The 19085-nt window shown below is 27.0% G+C and carries 17 protein-coding genes; 1 reads left to right on the top strand and 16 read right to left on the bottom strand.

Features of this window, described 5'->3' with window-relative positions:
- Position 1: 1 nt before the first annotated feature.
- From QZ321_RS00835 to QZ321_RS00790, 10 genes are all read right to left on the bottom strand, one after another.
- Positions 2-721 carry a DUF881 domain-containing protein gene (locus QZ321_RS00835; protein WP_291741157.1) on the bottom strand — a complete coding sequence of 240 codons (720 nt, stop codon included), beginning with the start codon at positions 719-721 and terminating at the stop codon, positions 2-4.
- A 10-nt stretch (positions 722-731) separates the two neighbouring features.
- Positions 732-1544: an FtsQ-type POTRA domain-containing protein gene (locus QZ321_RS00830; protein ID WP_294195962.1), complete on the bottom strand. Its 813-nt coding sequence runs from the start codon at positions 1542-1544 to the stop codon at positions 732-734.
- A gap of 148 nt (positions 1545-1692) precedes the next feature.
- A complete protein-coding gene (gene spoVE / locus QZ321_RS00825) occupies positions 1693-2817 on the bottom strand; it encodes a stage V sporulation protein E (protein WP_291744212.1) in 1125 nt (374 codons plus the stop codon).
- Between the two features lie 22 nt (positions 2818-2839).
- Entirely contained in the window at positions 2840-3805 is a 966-nt protein-coding gene (gene mraY, locus QZ321_RS00820; protein ID WP_291744216.1) for a phospho-N-acetylmuramoyl-pentapeptide-transferase, read from the bottom strand.
- Positions 3806-3866: 61 nt separating this feature from the next.
- Positions 3867-5225 (bottom strand): UDP-N-acetylmuramoyl-tripeptide--D-alanyl-D-alanine ligase, encoded by a 1359-nt coding sequence (gene murF / locus QZ321_RS00815; RefSeq protein ID WP_291748893.1) that lies wholly within the window; start codon positions 5223-5225, stop codon positions 3867-3869.
- Positions 5226-5383: 158 nt separating this feature from the next.
- Positions 5384-7582, bottom strand: coding sequence for a stage V sporulation protein D (locus QZ321_RS00810; protein ID WP_291748891.1), 2199 nt, complete (start codon positions 7580-7582; stop codon positions 5384-5386).
- A gap of 99 nt (positions 7583-7681) precedes the next feature.
- Positions 7682-8158: a hypothetical protein gene (locus tag QZ321_RS00805; protein ID WP_291748889.1), complete on the bottom strand. Its 477-nt coding sequence runs from the start codon at positions 8156-8158 to the stop codon at positions 7682-7684.
- Positions 8159-8197: 39 nt separating this feature from the next.
- Positions 8198-9130: a 16S rRNA (cytosine(1402)-N(4))-methyltransferase RsmH gene (gene rsmH, locus QZ321_RS00800; RefSeq protein ID WP_291748888.1), complete on the bottom strand. Its 933-nt coding sequence runs from the start codon at positions 9128-9130 to the stop codon at positions 8198-8200.
- A gap of 425 nt (positions 9131-9555) precedes the next feature.
- Positions 9556-10653 (bottom strand): redox-regulated ATPase YchF, encoded by a 1098-nt coding sequence (gene ychF / locus QZ321_RS00795; RefSeq protein ID WP_291748885.1) that lies wholly within the window; start codon positions 10651-10653, stop codon positions 9556-9558.
- 122 nt (positions 10654-10775) lie between these two features.
- Positions 10776-11561 (bottom strand): APH(3') family aminoglycoside O-phosphotransferase, encoded by a 786-nt coding sequence (locus QZ321_RS00790; RefSeq protein WP_291748882.1) that lies wholly within the window; start codon positions 11559-11561, stop codon positions 10776-10778.
- 118 nt (positions 11562-11679) lie between these two features.
- Between QZ321_RS00790 and pdaA the strand changes: the two genes are divergently transcribed.
- Entirely contained in the window at positions 11680-12480 is an 801-nt protein-coding gene (gene pdaA, locus QZ321_RS00785; protein WP_294195954.1) for a delta-lactam-biosynthetic de-N-acetylase, read from the top strand.
- An 81-nt stretch (positions 12481-12561) separates the two neighbouring features.
- Here the strand turns inward: pdaA and QZ321_RS00780 are convergent, their stop codons facing one another.
- Genes QZ321_RS00780 through QZ321_RS00755 form a run of 6 tightly spaced genes read right to left on the bottom strand, consistent with a single transcriptional unit; the run spans position 12562 to position 19027 of the window.
- On the bottom strand, positions 12562-13194 hold the full coding sequence (locus tag QZ321_RS00780) for a cyclodeaminase/cyclohydrolase family protein (RefSeq protein ID WP_291749367.1): 633 nt from the start codon (positions 13192-13194) through the stop codon (positions 12562-12564).
- A 12-nt stretch (positions 13195-13206) separates the two neighbouring features.
- On the bottom strand, positions 13207-14352 hold the full coding sequence (locus QZ321_RS00775; protein WP_291749363.1) for a glycosyltransferase: 1146 nt from the start codon (positions 14350-14352) through the stop codon (positions 13207-13209).
- A gap of 5 nt (positions 14353-14357) precedes the next feature.
- Entirely contained in the window at positions 14358-15638 is a 1281-nt protein-coding gene (locus QZ321_RS00770) for a glycosyltransferase (protein WP_291749360.1), read from the bottom strand.
- Between the two features lie 8 nt (positions 15639-15646).
- Entirely contained in the window at positions 15647-17182 is a 1536-nt protein-coding gene (gene murJ / locus QZ321_RS00765) for a murein biosynthesis integral membrane protein MurJ (RefSeq protein ID WP_291749357.1), read from the bottom strand.
- Complete coding sequence (locus QZ321_RS00760) at positions 17182-17919, bottom strand: WecB/TagA/CpsF family glycosyltransferase (protein WP_291742938.1); 738 nt, start codon at positions 17917-17919, stop codon at positions 17182-17184. Before QZ321_RS00760 ends, murJ begins: the two co-directional genes overlap by 1 nt.
- A 19-nt stretch (positions 17920-17938) precedes the next feature.
- Positions 17939-19027: a hypothetical protein gene (locus tag QZ321_RS00755; RefSeq protein ID WP_291749355.1), complete on the bottom strand. Its 1089-nt coding sequence runs from the start codon at positions 19025-19027 to the stop codon at positions 17939-17941.
- Between the last annotated feature and the right edge of the window lie 58 nt (positions 19028-19085).

Genomic DNA, 19085 nt, shown 5'->3' with positions numbered 1-19085 from the left:
TTTATTGAACTGGTTTTATATACTCATATCTTAATGATTGTGTTGTTTTTGCTATTGTTATATCATCCATTTGTTTAACATCACTAATATAGCTTTTTAAAGCACCATAATCTAGTACCCCTGGGAAATTAACTGCAATATTTAATTTATTTTTATCCCCTATCGCTTTTATAACAATTGTACTATTAGGATCTATTCTTCCTGCTGATCCAATTGAAATGGAGCTTCCTGCCATTTTTATTCCTGTTTGAGGAGTAATTCGCATTTCATTTATTGAAATTGCTTCTGCACCAGCATACCATAAAGAATTTATTAAATTTACAATTTCCTCCTCACTTATAGTGTTTATTAACTGAGTTCCATTTGTACCAAAAACAGAATTTTTAAGTGTTAAAGTTATTGAAATTCCAGGACCTTTAACATCTAAAAGTCCAATTTGCATTCTTGTATTATCAAGTTGCTTTTTTATTTCTCCTTCAATTTCTCCTTCCTTTGCTGCTGCATCTTCAAGCTTTTTAATCTCTTCAGATAATATTTCATTATTTTTTTGAAGATCTTCCTTTTCTTTTTTTAAATTTTCTATTTCTGATAATATATTAGCATTATCATAATCTATATTGCTACCATTGACCATACTCAACTTCTTGAATTGATGTGTTAATAAAAATCCTAGAAGCAAACATACTAAAGCTACAAGTAATTGAGATACTAATTTTTTCATAGTTGCCCTCCTATTCCATTGGTTCTATATTATCATTTAGCTTAGGATTATTTTCGCTCGTATCTTCTTTTACTTCTTCAATTTTCACCACAGGGGCCCCCTTAAAACTAACATTTATATATCCCTTTTTTATGTCTATATTATCAGCTAACATTATTCTGTATACATTTTCCATTTTATTATGTAAATCATTATCATCACCAAAAAATATTTCTACATCTCCAATATAGCCAATTATATTTATTATATTACTTAAATCTAAACTTGATAAATACACTGCTTCTCTATTCTTTGAAATAAAAGGATAAAATTTAGATAAAATACTTTTGTAAGAATTAAATTCATCAGCTCTATTTTCATCATCCTTAGCTGAAAAATCAATTCCTCTAACTTCAACTAAATTTCTTCCTTCTATACTCTCCGCTTCTTCTAGAACTTCCAAGTCATTATTTATAATTAATAATTCAACTCCATTATCAATATAATATACTGGTGCTTCTTCTGTAATATTTACCTCTAATGTATTTATCCCTTTCCTTTTAATTTCTACAGTACTTACATATCTATTTTCTAAAACCTTCTCTTTTATATCCTTTTGATTTATTGTAAATATGTTTAGTCCTATTTTATCTCTAATTCCACTTAAAATAGTTTCATTTGCAATTGTAACATTCCCCCTTAAAACAATTGATTTAATATTAAATATTGGAGCCTTTGTTATAAAAATAAACCCCGCAACAGAAACAACACTGGCAATTAACATAACCTTTTTTATTATTTTTTTTCTTTTTTTAGCCTTTATAAAATTTTTTACCTCTTTCATCAGTTACCTTATCCCTTTTTAGTTTCAATTATTTATTCTAATTTTACCATAAAATCTATAATTTTTTATAATTATTTTATATTATTCTTTTTCTATTTTACATAAAAAAATTAAGAGCTTCTTTATAACAAGAAACTCTTAATTAATTTTAAATTACTTTCTTTTCAACTTGTCTTGATATATTTAATAATATTCCCATGGCTGTTAGATTTATTACAAGAGAGGTACCACCATAACTTATAAACGGCATAGGCACTCCAGTTACTGGCATAGAACCAGTTACAACAGCTATATTAATAATAGCTTGAACTGCTATTATAGATGTAATTCCCATAGCTAAAAGCTTACCGTAGGTATCTTTAGCATTCATTGCAACTCTAACACCTCTCCATATAAATATTAAAAATAAACTTATAATAACTAAACATCCAATTAACCCAACCTCTTCTCCTATTATAGAGAAAATAAAGTCATTGTGAGGTTCAGGCATGTATAATGTCTTTTGTCTCGATTGCCCAAGGCCTAATCCTGTAAGTCCACCAGAACCCAGTGCTAAGAAAGATTGTATCAATTGATATCCAGCATCTGCTGCATCTTTCCATGGGTCTATAAAGTTTAACATTCTTTCTCTTCTATAATCAGAACTAAAAATAAAGAATATTGCAAGTGTTAACATTGCTGGCATAATTATACCAAACAGATGCTTAATTTTCCCCCCTGCCACAAAAAGCATTATAAAAGTAACTATCATAATAATAGAAGCTATACTCATATTATGCTCTGCTAAAATAAGAGCAGCAAAGAAACCAGATATACATAAGTAAGGTATTAATCCACTCCAGAACTCCTTAACTTTATCTCCCTTAATATCTATGCTAAGAGCTAAAAACATTACAACTGCATATTTTGTTAATTCTGATGGTTGAAAAGATAATGGACCTAAAGAAATCCATCTTTTTGCACCATTTATTGCTGGAAAGAAAAATACAGCAATAAGTAATGGTATTGTTAATAAAAGTAATTTAGGTGTTATTTTCTTTAGTTTATGATAATCTATAGACATCATTACAGACATAGATATTACACCTATTATTGCCCAAGCTAATTGTCTTTTAAAGAAATACATACTGTCATTATTATGAAACATGGCATAAAAAGAACTTGTTGAATATACCATAACAACTCCTATTGATAATAGTATACATAAAGTATAAAATATACCATAATCAATTTGCCCTACTTCTTTTTTTTCTTTGGGCTTATAAAAACTCATAGACATTCCTCCAATTTAATTACTAAATTGCAAAAAACCCTATTATACATAAAACTACTGTTATTATTGAAAATACTGTAACTACTTTTACTTCATTCCATCCACATTGTTCAAAGTGATGGTGAATTGGAGCCATTTTAAATACTCTTTTTCCAGTTAATTTAAATGAAGTAACTTGTATTATTACTGATAAAGCTTCTACAACATATATTCCTCCAACTATTACTATAAGTAAAGGATATCCACTTATTATTGCTATTGTAGTAATAGCTCCACCAATTGCTAGAGAACCTGTATCTCCCATAAACACCTTTGCAGGATATGCATTAAATCTTAAAAATCCAACTAATCCTGCAATTAATGCAACTGAAAACATAGTTAATGAATAATCTTTAATTAAGAATGTTAGAACTCCAAAGAATGTTAAAACTAAAACTGATACTGTTGATGCTAATCCATCTAAACCATCTGTTAAATTAACTGCATTTGTCATAGCTGCATAAACAAATATAACAAATGGAACATATAATACACCTAAAGGAAGCTTAAAGTCAGTGAAAGGTATTACAATATCATGTGGCAAATTAACATAACTATAATAACCAAATGCTCCTGAAACAATTAATAATAAAATCATCTTTTGCCATGCTTTTAATCCTTCACTTTGCTTTTTTAATATCTTTAAAAGATCATCTAAAAACCCAATAAATCCAAATGCAATAAGTGAATATAATGCTATTACCCCTTTTTCAGTAAAACTATCACTCATAATAATCATTACAATCGTTGTTGAGAGAATAAACATTATTCCTCCCATTGTAGGAGTTCCTGCTTTCTTTAAATGACTTTTAGGTCCTTCTTCTCTAATATTTTGACCAAACTTTAATCTTCTTAAAAGTGGTATTGTAATTGGGCCAAGTATTAAAGTTACAATAACCCCTATTACAAACGTTAATATTAATATTTTTGTTAAATTTCCTGTTAACATATTCATAATACCATCCCCCATTTTTGACTGCTATAACTAACAGTTCATCTCCTTCGTTGAATTATATCTCTTCTAATTTTTTTACAACATCCTCTAGCTTAACACCTCTAGATGCCTTAATTAATACTACGTCATTCAGTTTCACAATATTTTTCAATTCCTTTATGCATTCCTCTTTAGTTTTATACATGATTATATTATCATTATTAAATCCATCTTTAAAGTTTTTAATATATCTTCCTATAACTATTAAGATATCAAGCTTATCTTTTGCATATTCTCCTACTTCAAAGTGAGCTTTTTCTGATTCTTCTCCTAATTCGTACATATCACCTAAAATTGCAACTTTTCTATAATCTTTATAAGCTGAGAGTACATCTAAAGAAGACTTCATTGAATCAGGACTTGCATTATAACAGTCATTTATTATTATAAGACCTTCCTTTTTTATCACTTGTAACCTCATTGAAGTAGCCTCTAAATTTTCTAGTCCCTTAATCATTTCTTCAAAAGAAACATTTAAACAATTTGCAACTTCAATAGCAAGCATTGTATTTAATACATTATGCTTACCTGCCATTGGTAAATTAAATACAGCTTCTTCACCAAAAGCATGTGCTAAAAACTCTGTTTCTTCTTCCTTTAATATAATATTAGATGCATAAACATCATATTCATGATTATAACCAATTTTTTCAACTTTAAATCTATTTGAGTAAACATTTTTCAATAGTTTATCTTCTGCATTAATAATTAATGTATTTTCTTTATTAAAGAAAGTTGAAATTTCCATTTTAGCTTTTAAAATATTTTCTTGAGTTTTTAAGTTTTCTATATGAGATAATCCAATATTGGTTATAACGGCTATATCTGGTCTAGCAACATCTGCAAGCAATTCAATTTCTCCTAAGGAGCTCATTCCCATTTCTAATACTGCAACATCATCTTTTGAAGTTAACTCTAATATCATAAGTGGTAATCCTATATCATTATTAAAATTTCCTTTTGTCTTAAATACTTTATACTTATGACTTAAAAGAGCAGCTATTAAATCCTTAGTTGATGTCTTTCCCGTTGATCCAGTAACCCCAACAACTTTAAGACCTAATTTTTTTCTATAAAATTTAGCTAAATTTAATAATGCTTCTCTAGTATTTTTTACCTTAACTATAGTTCCCTTATTTTCTATTTCATTTAAATTAAATTTAACTTCATCTATTATAACAATAGATGCACAAGCTTCTAAAGCTTTCAATGCAAAATCATTTCCATTGAAATTAGCGCCTTTAATTGCTAAAAAGACATTGTTTTTTTCTATTTTTCTAGTATCAATACATAATTTGTTAAAACTAACATCTTCACTTTTTATAATAACTTCTCCGTCTATAGCATTTAGCATTTCATTAAAAGTCATTTCCATAATAATTACCCTACCTTCATCTTAAAATATTATTTTCTTTGCTAAGTACTTTTCCTTTAATTATAGACAATCATATAATTGCATATACAAACATAAAAAATTCTTTATTTTTACATAAATTTAGCATGTGAATCAACCCACATGCTAAAATAAAAATCTTAATCTCCATACTCAGCACTTAATGTTAACTTTACAGTAGTACCCTTTGAAATTAATTCACCATTAGGAATGTTTTGATTTATTACTACTCCATCGCCTTGCAGAGTATATTGTATTCCTAAACTCTCTAAAAGTTCTATAGCTGATTCCTTTGAGTAACCCCTTACATCAGGCATAACAACATCTTTATTATAAGTTGCATTTTCATCTGTGTAAAGATTAATTACAGAATTTTCCTTTATTGTATATCCAGGATAAGGCTTCATATTAGTTATTACTTCACCATTTCCCTCTATAGTGCATTCTAAATTATATTCCTTTAATAACTTTTTAGCATCTGAAACAGATAATCCCCTTATCTCTGGAATAACTATATCTTTTAAAATTAAATTTTCATCTTGAGAAAATTCATTATCTAAATAATTAAATATATCTTCTAGCAATACCTTTCCTAAAGGAGCTGTTACTGTACCTGCGTAATATGCCCCATTGCTTGGCTCATCTATACTTAAAAATACAGTTATTTGAGGATTTTCAATTGTTGCAAATCCTGCCATAGATGATATATACTTTCCTGATTCATAAGAACCTGTTAAAGGATTAACCTTTTGAGCAGTACCTGTTTTTGCTCCAATATGGTATCCTTCTATATAAGTTTTATTAGATCCACCTTGATTTACTGTTCTTTCTAAGTAATCTCTTAAGGTTGCTGCTGTTTCCTTTGAAATTACATTTTTTATTGTCTTTGGATCAAAAACTTCATCCACTACTGTATTTCCATTACTATCAACATGACTAATAGATTTCATTATGTGTGGTTGTATTAATGTTCCACCATTAACTATTGCATTATACGCTGTCATATATTGAACAGCATTAACTGTATTAGTTTGACCGAAAGATATTGTTGCAAGGTCAGCATCATTCATATTTTTAGCAGATTTTATTATACCTCTTGCCTCTCCTGGTAAATCCACACCTGAAATTTGCCCAAATCCAAACTTTTTAATATATTCAACAAGCTTTTCTGCACCAATTTTCTCTCCTAATTTCATAAATCCAACGTTGCATGAATTTTGAAGTATTTCAGGTAAAATTTGGCTTCCATGTCCTGATCTCTTCCAACAATGTATAGTATGTGGACCAACTTGCAAACTTCCTCCACATTGAAATGTATCAGATTCTGAAACTAATCCTTCTTCTATAGCTGTTGACATTGTAATTACCTTAAATATTGATCCTGGTTCAAACGTATCATTAACTAAGCTATTTCTCCACATTTTTTGAAGCTTTTCAGAATCCGTTTCACCTATAAAGTCTTCAAATCCATCAAATGGATTATTAGGATCAAAATCTGGCTTGTTAACCATTGCCAATATTTCACCATTTTGAGGATTCATTATAAGTATAGAAACCCTTTTTGCTTTGTTTTCAACAAGACCTTTTTCTGCTACCTTTTCTGCTATAGCTTGTAAATTTTTATCTATAGTTAATTCAACATCCTTACCATCAATAGGTGCTGTAAAGTTTGATATTGTATAATCTAAAGATTCACTATTTCTATCTAATTCAGCTATTCTTATTCCTGGAACCCCTGAAAGGTATTCATTATATTGAAGCTCTACACCTGTCAATCCTTGTCCATCACTATTAGTACTTCCTAATACATGTGATAAAAATTGACCTTCTGGATAATACCTTTGAGTATCTGGAGATACTATAACCCCTTGAATATTTAACTCTTTAACCTTATCAGACAATTCTTTGTTTATTCTTCTAACTAAAGTAGCAGAACCTGCATCTTTACCATTTGCAAGTTTAGTTTCAAGCTTTTCTTTAACAGCATTTGTATCCATTTCTACTGCTTGTGCAATTAAAGGAGCAATATCATCTGTAGTTTTTTGATTCTTTTTTAAATATTGCCTAATTGAATTTAAGTCAAAATCTATTCTGTAAACATTCGCTGATACAGCTAACTCATTACCATTTCTATCTAAAATTCTACCTCTTCTTGAATCTATTCTAACTTCACTTGTCCACTGTTCTTCAGCTCTACTAGAATAATCATATCTTTTAACAAGCATAATATAAGACAATCTAATAATTAACAAGGCAAACACAGAAGTAATACACCATAAAGCTAAAACCATTCTTTTACGCATAACGGCTCTATCTTTAAAGCTTCTCTTATTATTCATACTAAACTCCTCCAAGGAGCATTTTATTAATGAATAACTAGAGTCTGAAATACTACTACTTAAGATATACCTTAGTGCCATACTTCTACAAATTATTCATTAACTAAATGCTGCTATAATTTTTTGTAGTAAACCACTCTTTTTGCTTTCCTCATTTTTTAAATGTGAAAAGTATTCTTTTGACATATCAATTCTTATAGTGCTTTCAGAATTTGGATAAACCATTCCTAATTCATTTTCTGCTGTGCTTTTTATTTTATCAAATGATGCAAATTTTAACATATCTACATTAATTGCTGCATTTACATCTTCTTCCTCTTTCATATTACCTTCTAAAATTAATAATTGCTTTTGAAGATCATGTACTTTTCCATCTAGAAATAATGTTGTAGCTCCTAAAGCAAAAATAATTGTAGCAATTTTTAAACCACTAACTAAAAGATATTTTCTTTTTTCATGAGCCTTCTTATCTCTATCTTTTAACTTCTTATTTCTTTTTTCATCTAATGTATTAACTTTTCTCTCTGGTGCTAAAGCTGTATTTCCCCTTATATAATCATATTCCCTAACTCCCATTTTATTCACATCCCTGCTAATTTTCATAATATTTATATATTATATTTTTTCAATTACTCTTAGTTTTGCACTTCTACTTCTTGGATTAATTTCAACTTCTTCCCTTGTAGGATCTATTGCTTTTCTTGTTATAACTTTTACCTTAGCTTTTTCTCCACAAACACAAATTGGAAACTCTTTTGGACATCTACAAGATATGGCTAAATCTCTAAATTTATTTTTAACTATTCGATCTTCTAGTGAATGGAATGTAATTATAGCCATTCTTCCACCTTTATTTAGTTTATTAACACCATCTTCTATTGCCTTATTTAGAATTGATAATTCACTGTTTACTTCAATTCTAATAGCTTGGAAAGTTCTTTTTGCTGGGTGAGGTCCTTCTCTTCTTGCCTTTGCCGGAATTGCATCTTTTATTATGTCAACTAGCTCTAAAGTAGTTTCTATATTTTTTTCACTTCTCCTAGTTACAATAAAATTAGCTATTCTCTTAGCAAATTTTTCTTCACCATAATCTCTTATGATTCTATATAGCTCCTCCTCACTATAGTCATTAACAACATCATAGGCTGAGAAACTATTTTCTCTATTCATTCTCATATCTAACGGCGCATCTTTCATATAACTAAAGCCTCTTTCACCTTCATCTAATTGATAAGAAGAAACTCCTAAATCCATTAAAATTCCATCTACCTTTTCAATTTCAAGCTCATCTAAGATTGCTCCTATATTATGAAAATTGTTATGTACAAATGTAACATTTGAATAATTTTGTAGCCTTTTCCCTGCTGCTTTTAATGCATCCTTATCCTGGTCAATTCCTATAAGTCGTCCTTTAGTTGATAATCTTTTTAAAATTTCAGAGGAATGACCTGCACCTCCTAATGTACCATCAACATAAATTCCATTTTCTTTAATATTAAGTGCTTCTAAACATTCATTAAGTAAAACTGATACGTGATTAAACTCCATTTTTCTAACTCCTTAATTTTAAAATCGCATTTTTTGAATAAATTAAATTAAAGATATTTTAAGATAATTACTTAAACTTTGTAACAATAATTTAATTAAAGATTATATACTTACTATATCCCTTTCTATTTATGCATATTCTTTTAGGTTTAATGGAATTAATCATCTTCTTATATTATATTCTATAGAATTATTCTCTTTCCTTCAAGATATATTTACTTAAAATAGTATTTTTTTCTTTTACTAAACCTAGAAAAATCAATACTTTTGCCTATTTTAAAGTATAACTATAGCAAGGGGTATATTTATTACATTTTTTTGAAATCACTTGCGATATTAGTCTTTTTTTATTATTATTTGTTGAATATTTTTCATAAAAATAGGAACTGATAAAACAGTTCCTACTTAAAATATCTATTATACGTTTATACGTTAAATCTAAAGTTTACTACATCTCCATCTTTCATTACGTATTCTTTACCTTCAAGTCTGTATAAACCTTTTTCTTTTGCTGCTGCTTCAGAACCACATTCTACTAAATCATCATAAGCTACAACTTCAGCTCTTATAAATCCTCTTTCTATATCAGAGTGAATTTTACCTGCTGCCGCTGGTGCCTTAGTACCTTCTTTTATAGTCCAAGCTCTAACTTCTTGAACACCAGCTGTTAAATAACTTATTAATCCTAATAATTTATAAGATTCTCTTATTAATTTATCTAATCCTGATTCCTCTATACCATACTCTTCTAACATTTCAGCCTTTTCTTCTTCTTCTAATCCTGATAACTCTTCTTCAAGCTTAGCACATACAATAACTACACCTGAATTTTCATTTTCTGCATATTCTCTAACCATTTTTACATACTTGTTTTCAAGGTTTCCACTCATCATATCATCTTCTGATATATTACAAGAATATAATACTGGTTTAGAAGTTATCATAAATAAAGACTTAACAAAAACTTCTTCCTCTTCATTTAGTTCTAATGTTCTAATTGGCTTATTAGCCTCTAAATGAGCTTTAACTTTTTCCATTATTTCATATTCAGCTTTAGCTTTTTTATCACCGGATCTAGCAAGCTTTACTCCTTTTTCCATTCTTCTTTCTAAAACTTCTAAATCTGCAAATATAAGCTCTAAGTTAATTGTTTCTATATCTCTAATTGGATCTACTGAACCTTCAACGTGAACTACATTTTCATCTTCAAAACATCTCACTGCATGTACTATAGCTTCAACTTCTCTTATATGTGATAAGAATTTATTTCCTAATCCTTCTCCCTTTGAAGCTCCTTTAACTAATCCTGCAATATCATAAAATTCTACAGCAGTATAAACCTTTCTTCTTGTACCATACATTTTTTCTAATACATCTAATCTTTTATCTGGTACACTAACAACACCAACATTTGGCTCTATTGTACAAAATGGATAGTTTGCTGATTCTGCTCCTGCTTTTGTTATAGCATTAAATAATGTACTTTTTCCTACGTTTGGTAGTCCTACAATCCCTAATCTCATCTATATAACATCCTTTCGACCTTACTAATACTTCTAAGATTATACTCTAGAACTAATTTAATTTCAACGATAAAATATTTGTTTATTCTTCATAGTATTTAAAAATATAACAAAATAAATCATTAAAATAATTCATCTAAAAGCATATAATATTTAATTTTATTCCAATCCGGATTAATTCCTAATTTTTCAAATAGTATATTTGTATTAAAATTTTCATAAACTTTTCCACCATATTTTCCACTAAAGTTATTAACTAAGCTCCTATAACATATTGCAATATCTTGATATTTATCAGCTATACCTGCTCTTCCTAAATCAATAAATCCACTTATTTTATTATTATCTATAAGTATATTAGGTAAGCAATAATCACCATGGGATAATACATAACTTTCAATTGGTTTATTATTCTTTAACCATTCTAACAATTGATTTGGAGAATTAAATCCATTTTCACCATAAGTATCTTTATCTACATTTTCCATAAAGCAAAGCTTGCTTTTAATACGTTCTTCAGCTAGTTTAAGTTTATTTTCTATTGAATTATTACAGGGACAATTAGATATATCTATTGACCAAAGCATTCTTAAGCCTTCTACTAATATATCCACTAACACTTCAGGATTTTCTAAAAACTCTGGTTCACAAGACATTCTTCCATTTATTTTACTCATAAGCAGATAATTTTTATTTTTTGATTTTTCTAAATATATAATTTTCGGAACAGGTATTTTATCCCAAAGCCACTCCATCATTTTATTTTCATTATCTGATTCTAGACAACTTTTCTCTACTTTAAGAACCATATCTTCACAACAAATCACACTTGCCTCTGACATTCCAATTCTATCAATACTAAAATTTCTTTTTCCTATAATTCTTTTTATATTATTTGGTATATACAATTAAACTCCCCCTAAATTGTCAATATTTAATTTTTATTTAAATTCCTCCTTTTTCCACGTGTAATATCTTTTCATATACAAAACATATTAATATAACTTATGAAAGGAAGGATTTATAATGAAAAAAAATAAATTATTTATTTTTATTTTAGCTTTAATTTTATCAATAAGCTGTTTTTCTACTATTACCTTTAGTCATTCTATTTCCTTAACTTCAGACGATTCAGAATTAAATTGGTATTTTGTAAACAGAGGTAAAGATACACTTCCTGAATCTCCAAAAGAAGCTACTGAACTTTTATCTAAGTATGATGCATATTATTTAGGTAATACTAATGAAAAGGTTATTTATTTGACTTTCGATGAAGGTTATGAAAATGGCTATACACCTAAAATATTAGATATCTTAAAAGAAGAAAAGGTTCCTGCTGCTTTTTTTGTAGTTAAACCTTACATAACTCAAAACCCAGAGATTATAAAAAGAATGGCTGATGAAGGTCATTTAGTATGTAATCATTCAAATCACCATCCATCAATGGCTACTATAACTGATCCAGAAAAATTCAAAGCAGAATTTACTGATGTTGAAGCAGCTTATAAAGAAATTGTTGGATCAGATATGCCTAAGTTCTTTAGACCACCTATGGGAAAATATTCAGTAAACTCTCTAAAGAAAACTAAAGAATTAGGTTATAAAACAATCTTTTGGAGTTTTGCATATAAAGATTGGATTATTGATAATCAACCTAGTGAAGAAGAAGCAATCAAGAAAATTACAAATGGTGTTCATCCTGGATGTATAATGCTTATACATGCAGTTTCTAAAACTAATACAGCTGTTTTAAAAACTGTAATAGAACAAATTAGAGCTGATGGTTATGAATTTAAATCTCTTAATGAACTTCCTGAATATCAATAATTTATTTTAATAAAAATTTTTCCTAAGTATTTCAAATTAAAATAAGTCATAATAAATAAAATTTATTATGACTTATTTTAATTATATTCCAAAAGATTTTAATATCTTTGTTTTTTTATTAAGTGATGAACTTATTATATCTGAACACTCATTTGGAATGTTTTCATATCCATCTTTATCTCCTAAACTATTAAAATTAACAAATACATTAACTATAGCACTTTCTATAGCACTATGTAAAAGCACAGCTGCAACTACAGCATCTGAAGTCAAATTTTTATTTCCAAACTCAACTGCAAATTCTATATTTTCATAAAACTCTAAAGAATCTTTTGCTAAATTTAAAGGTGATTCCATAGCTGCAATTGTTTTTTCTTTTATCATTTTTAATCTATATACTTTTTCTTCATCAGTATCCTTTTTTAACTTAAATGTATTCATTAAATCAGTAAAGGTACTTCTATCTGCTTCCATATAAGCAATACTTTTTTTTATAAATTCTTCACATTTTTCTTTTAAATTTATCATTTTTTCTTTGTTATTGTTATCTAACTTTTCAAAGGCTTTTTTATCAATAGTAAATGAATACACCATAGTGTTTAATGCACCTGCTAAAGCTGATACTAAAGCTGCAGTACTACCACCGCCTGGTGATGGTAAGTCTGTTTTTAATTCATATAAAAATTTTTCTATTGAATAATCTTTAAAATACATTTTAAACTCCCCTTATTTCATTAATTCTTTATAAACATTTATTATTTTATTTATTATTACATTAGAACTAAATTTCTGAGTACAATATTTTCTTAAGCTTTCTTTGTTATATTTTTTATAATTTTTTTCTATATATTCCATAGCATCACTTAATTTATCTACATTATCTATTTCAGTTAATATTCCAACATTTTCATTTATTATACCTTCTGCTCCACCATTAAAGGTTCCTATTACAGGTTTTCCACTTGCTAGTGCTTCAATGTATACTACTCCAAATGTTTCATACCTGGAAGCTAAAACAAAAGCATCACACTTATTCATATATTTTGATACCTCTTCTCTAGATAAAGCACCTACAAAAGTAACTTGACTTTCTATATTTTCACTCTTAGCTATGCCTTCTAGCCATTCTCTTTGACTTCCATCACCACCAATAATTAATCTTGCCTTTTTATTTTTAAATTTCCTTGAAAAAGATTTAATTAAGGTGTCAAACCCCTTTTCTCCCTCAAGAAATGCTAATGAAAAAAATATAAATTCATCTTTATTATCTTTAATATCTCTTATATCAAAAAGCGATAAGTCAACTAAATTTCCTATAACCTTTATATCTCTTCTATTTGTTAATTCTTCTATTTCATTTTTAAGTCCATTTCCAACTGCTATTATAGCATCTGCACTTTTATAAGAATCAACTATTCTTTTGTAATAACTTTCCCTTACATACTTTCCCCTCTTTATTGAAGAATGCTCTGTTATAACTAAAGGAATATTGTATTTTTTTGCTATATAAGAAGCACTTATTCCACCCCATAAAGATGATTGTGCATGGATAATATCAACCTTACCTTCTTTTTTTACAATTTCTTTATATAGTTTTTCCATTCTTTTATCAAAAATATTAAACATTAATGGATGCTTAGGTATAAAATTATAGTTTTTATACCTATAAGTTCTTAATCCTTTTTCAATATTGAAATATAAACCACTTTTTTCTTTTATTTTCCCTATCAAGGTTAATGGCCAAATTTCATTATATGCAACAGTAATTTTTACTCCAGCTTCTTGAAGCTTTGTTGCTTGTTCTCTAAAGAAGCTTCCATGAACCTTATTTCTATCATTATCATACCAAGAAGGTATAAACATTACATGCATAATAATTACCCCTTTAAAATATCATTAAGTCTTTTAGAAATATATTGCCACTTATATTCTTCAATAGGTCCATACTTTTTTTTGTTTTCAACCATAGAAACTAATTCTTTAATTCCATTTATAATCTCACAAGAATTATTATTTACCACAATACATTTCTTTTTATTTTCTATTACATCCTTTATCGGGTCATTTTCATCTCCAAGAATAATAAAAATTAGACCATCTGCACCAAAGTAATCATATATTTTAGCAGGGATTTGCTTTGAATTTTTATTTCCAAATAACAGTAAAATCTCACTATTAAGCATATATCCTAATGCTTCATCATAAGGAATTCTAGGTGAAACATTAACATTTTCAACATTAATTAATTTATTTTTTATATTTATGTCATCTATATTACCAAAAAACAGAATGTTTAACTTATTATATAATTCAATATCATTTTTTTTAATATTATCTAATGCTTCTATAAAAGGATTAACATCTCTAAGCTTTGAAAAAATTTCTCCAGCATAAACAAAATTAATTTTATTTTTATTTATAAGCTTTGGATTAGAGGTTCTTTTTATTTCATTATATTGATTTTCATCATATCCTCTTGTTACTATAAAAGTTTTCTCAATAGGAATATTATAGGAATTTACATAATCATCTCTATTAGCTTTAGTTACAAATATAAATCTATCACTAAGCTTAACTATTTTTCTTTCAAATGATTCTTCAAATTTCCTTCTTGCTATACTTATATTATCTCTAGTTGAATCTTTAAGCCAAGGATCACTCCAATAAGTAACCCATGGTAAATCATTAAATCTTTCTTTAATTTTTAAAGCACAAATATGGCTTGATGGTGGCTCATGCATTGAAAACATTACATCAAATTTTTCTTTTTCATGTAGTTCAATCCCGTATTTACTTGCAGATCTAGCCCAGTTAAAATACATATCTGGCACTGCTATAATTGATTTACCCTTTTTAAGTAAATTCTTTACAAAATTTTTATTGTTTTTAATAGAGTCTTTTATTTCTATTTTAGAAGATTTCTTAGGCATTATTTTCTCAAATATTTTTCCACCTGAAATTATATGCATCTTAACATTTTTATCTAGCATACTTAATATATATTCATCATAATAAATTGAATTTTTAGGAAAATTCACAGTTAAAAGATGAACTTCGTTTCCATAAATCTTAGATAAATTATTTAAATATTGTAAAGTTTCAATAGATGCTGAATTGTTAATTAATGGTGAATAGCATGCTATAAATAGTATTTTCATATTTCCTCCTAATTGCCTTTTTTAGATACCTTATTTCTTATCATGTATATTGCTTCATTAACTTCTTCAATTTTTAATATCTTACAAACTATAAAATAAACAATAACTCCTATTATAAAGTTAAATAAAATAGTTAATATTGAATTATTTAAAACCAAAATATTATTTAACATTACTAAAACAAAAAACATAATTATTGCTGATAATAATATTTTTAATAACTTTATTATCATTGGAATAACATTAAAATTTCCAACAAACTTTCTAGTAGATATAAATAATAATATTGCTGTTATAATTGATGCTATTGTAGATGCTAGGGCTACACCAAATATACCAAATATCTTTGATAAACTAATGCTTAAAATAATATTTACAACTACTCCAATAACTCCATTAATTGTTGTTACTTTGGTTTTTTGCATTGAAAATAATGATGAATTTAAAATATCCCTTATTCCTGTAAATGGCAATACTAACGAATATCCTAAAAATGCACTTGCTGTAATTCCTACAGCTATATCATTAAACTTGCCTCTTTCATAAAAAGCACTTATAAGCTCTTTGTTTAATAATATAAATCCAATAGAAATAGGAACTAATAATAAAGCAATTATAGAAATTGATTTTGTTAAGTATATAGAAAATCCCTCATTATCACCTTCATTTAATTTATTTGCCATAAGAGGATACATAACAGATACTATAGATGTTGTTATGGCTGTATTTGCAAAAACTATTATCTTTTGTGCAAAATCTAACGCACTTACTGCACCATCTCCTAAAGATGATGCAACCTTCATATCAACTATCATATTTAATGAATTTGCACCTGATCCTATTATTACTGGGATAATTAACATTAATATTTTCTTTATTCTTTCATCTTTTATATTAATAAATAATTTAAATTTATATCCATGTTTATATAAAACAGGTACTTGAACTACTACTCTTAAAAAGTTTCCTATAACATTTGCAATAGTTAATCCTATAATATTAATATCATTAAAAAATAATAAATAAATTATCATTGGAGCATTAAAAAACATACCTAAAATAGAAGGAATAACAAAATCTTCACATACCTGTAGCATTGCCGTATAACATGCATTTATTGATAAAAATAAAAGATTAAATAATGTTATTCTTGTTAAGAAAACTGTAAGTATAAACTTATCTTTAGTAAATCCATCAAACATAAAGCCAACAATTTTATCTGTAAATAAAAATCCTAAACTAAATACGATTATTGAAATAACTAATAATATAGAAATAATATTATTAGAAAACTTAAACATCTCATCTTTGCTTTTTTCATATTTAACTTTACTAAGCATTGGAATAAATACTGTAGATATAGCAAGCCCTACAATTGTAAAAATTGTTTCTGGCACAGATACAGCAGCTTTATAAGCATCAGTATAAATACTAACACCAAATTGATATCCAACTAGTATATCTCTAAATAATCCTAAAAACCTGCTTAATATACCAATTATCATAACTAAAAAAGCTGCTTTAAATATTTTATTACCTCTCATTATTTATTACCTCTGCTTTTTGCTACAATCCAAATAAATTTAGGTATACTTCCAAGCCTCTTTATTCTCCAAGGTTCTTTAAAAACTCTATAAGCCCATTCCATTCCTATATTAATCATCCATCTTGGAGCTCTATTTACCTTTTCAGCTATTACATCAAAGCTTCCTCCAACTCCCATATATATCTTACACGGAAGTTTATCCATATAATTAATAATAAATTTTTCCTGTCTTGGACATCCCATTGCAACAAACAATACTAATGGTTTTTTATTTTTTATATCCTCTAAAATTTCCTTTGGATTATCTAAATCAAAAAATCCATTATGATATCCAACAATATTAATTTTAGGATAGTCTCTTATTATATTAGCAACACAAGTTTTTAAATTTTCTTCATTTGCTCCTAACAAATAAATTCCATCTCCATCCTTTTCACACTTAGAAATTATCCTTTTCATAAGCTCAATTCCAGCAATTTTTTCTTTTACAGGGGTTTTTAAAATTTTACCACTTATTTGTGTTCCAACACCATCAGGTATTATTAAAGAATATTTAGAGGTAAAATTATCAAATAATTTTCTATCGTTTAATCCCGCATATAAAACTTCTGGATTTCCAGATACTATATGAACTTTATCATAAGAAAAAGCTGTATCTACACATTTTCCTATATCCTCAGAGAAAATTTTATATCCTAATATATTTATACTTTTAAAGTTATCTTTTTTCCCCATATAATCTCATCCTTTATTATTATTTATTTATCATAGCATCTAATTGTTTAACTATTTCATCTTCTGGATTTAAGTTTTTTGCTATTTCTAAATGTAATTTAGCATTTTCTAAGTCATTTATATTTAAATAACACATTATTATATTAGTACATATTTCAACATCTCTTGATGCTTCAAATGCCTTTTTAAAATATTTAATTGCTTCTTCAAATTCACCTATACATGCATAATTTAATCCTAGTTCTACTATAACTTCAAGTATTCCACTTTCTCTTTTTATACTTTCTTTTAAATAATAAATAGCTTTATGGTAATTTTCTAATTTTCTAAATGCAATTCCTAAGTAATAATAAATAAGTGGATTTTCTTTAAACTCTTCACCTAATCTAAGTAATATTTCTATACTTTTAGCTGGATTTTCTTCTAATAGTTCTACAGCATTTTCATAATCTGATATATTATTTATATCATTATTTATTATCTCAACTTCTTTAGTTACTTTTCCACCATTATTAAAATACTCATTTATTAAAACCTTAGCTCCTTTAAAATCTCCATCGTCCTTTAAAATTATAGCTTTATATAAATAGGCTTCAGCTATTTTTAACTTATTTGATATACAATAATCTATATCTTCAAGCAATATATCCTTAAAGCCTTTTTCTTCCTCCCTAATAGCTTCTCCTACAAGTAATATTTTTTTCATAACTTCTAAATCTTTAGAATATGTATAATATCCTTTTAATAAAAGATAGGCATCTAAATATCTTTTCTCATCTATTCTCTTACTTATAAGTGATTTAATACAACTTTCAGTATCTTTTATATAATCTAATATAAGTTCATAATCATCATTAAATCTTAAATTTTCATCACTACCAATTGCAATAAACATACCTTCTATAAAATAATATATAGGAAGATTTTTAATTTTTATTTCATTATTTATATTAGAACTAATATACTCAGAACTTATTGGTAAATATAAATCATTATTTTTAAAAGTTACATAGGATGGTATTCCTATATTTTCTTTAAATCCATCTTTATTCATTTCTAAAAATAATAACTTACCTAATTTTTCTTTTATTTTTACCTTATAATCCATAAATTACACTCCTTTAGTAAATTATTTCATTATTCATAATACAGTATTAACATAAAAC

Origin of the sequence: uncultured Clostridium sp., assembly GCF_910588715.1 — a bacterium.
Classification (GTDB): Bacteria; Bacillota; Clostridia; order Clostridiales; family Clostridiaceae; genus Clostridium.
Note: the sequence above shows the minus strand (reverse complement) of the source record. Positions and strands in the feature narration are given on the sequence as shown.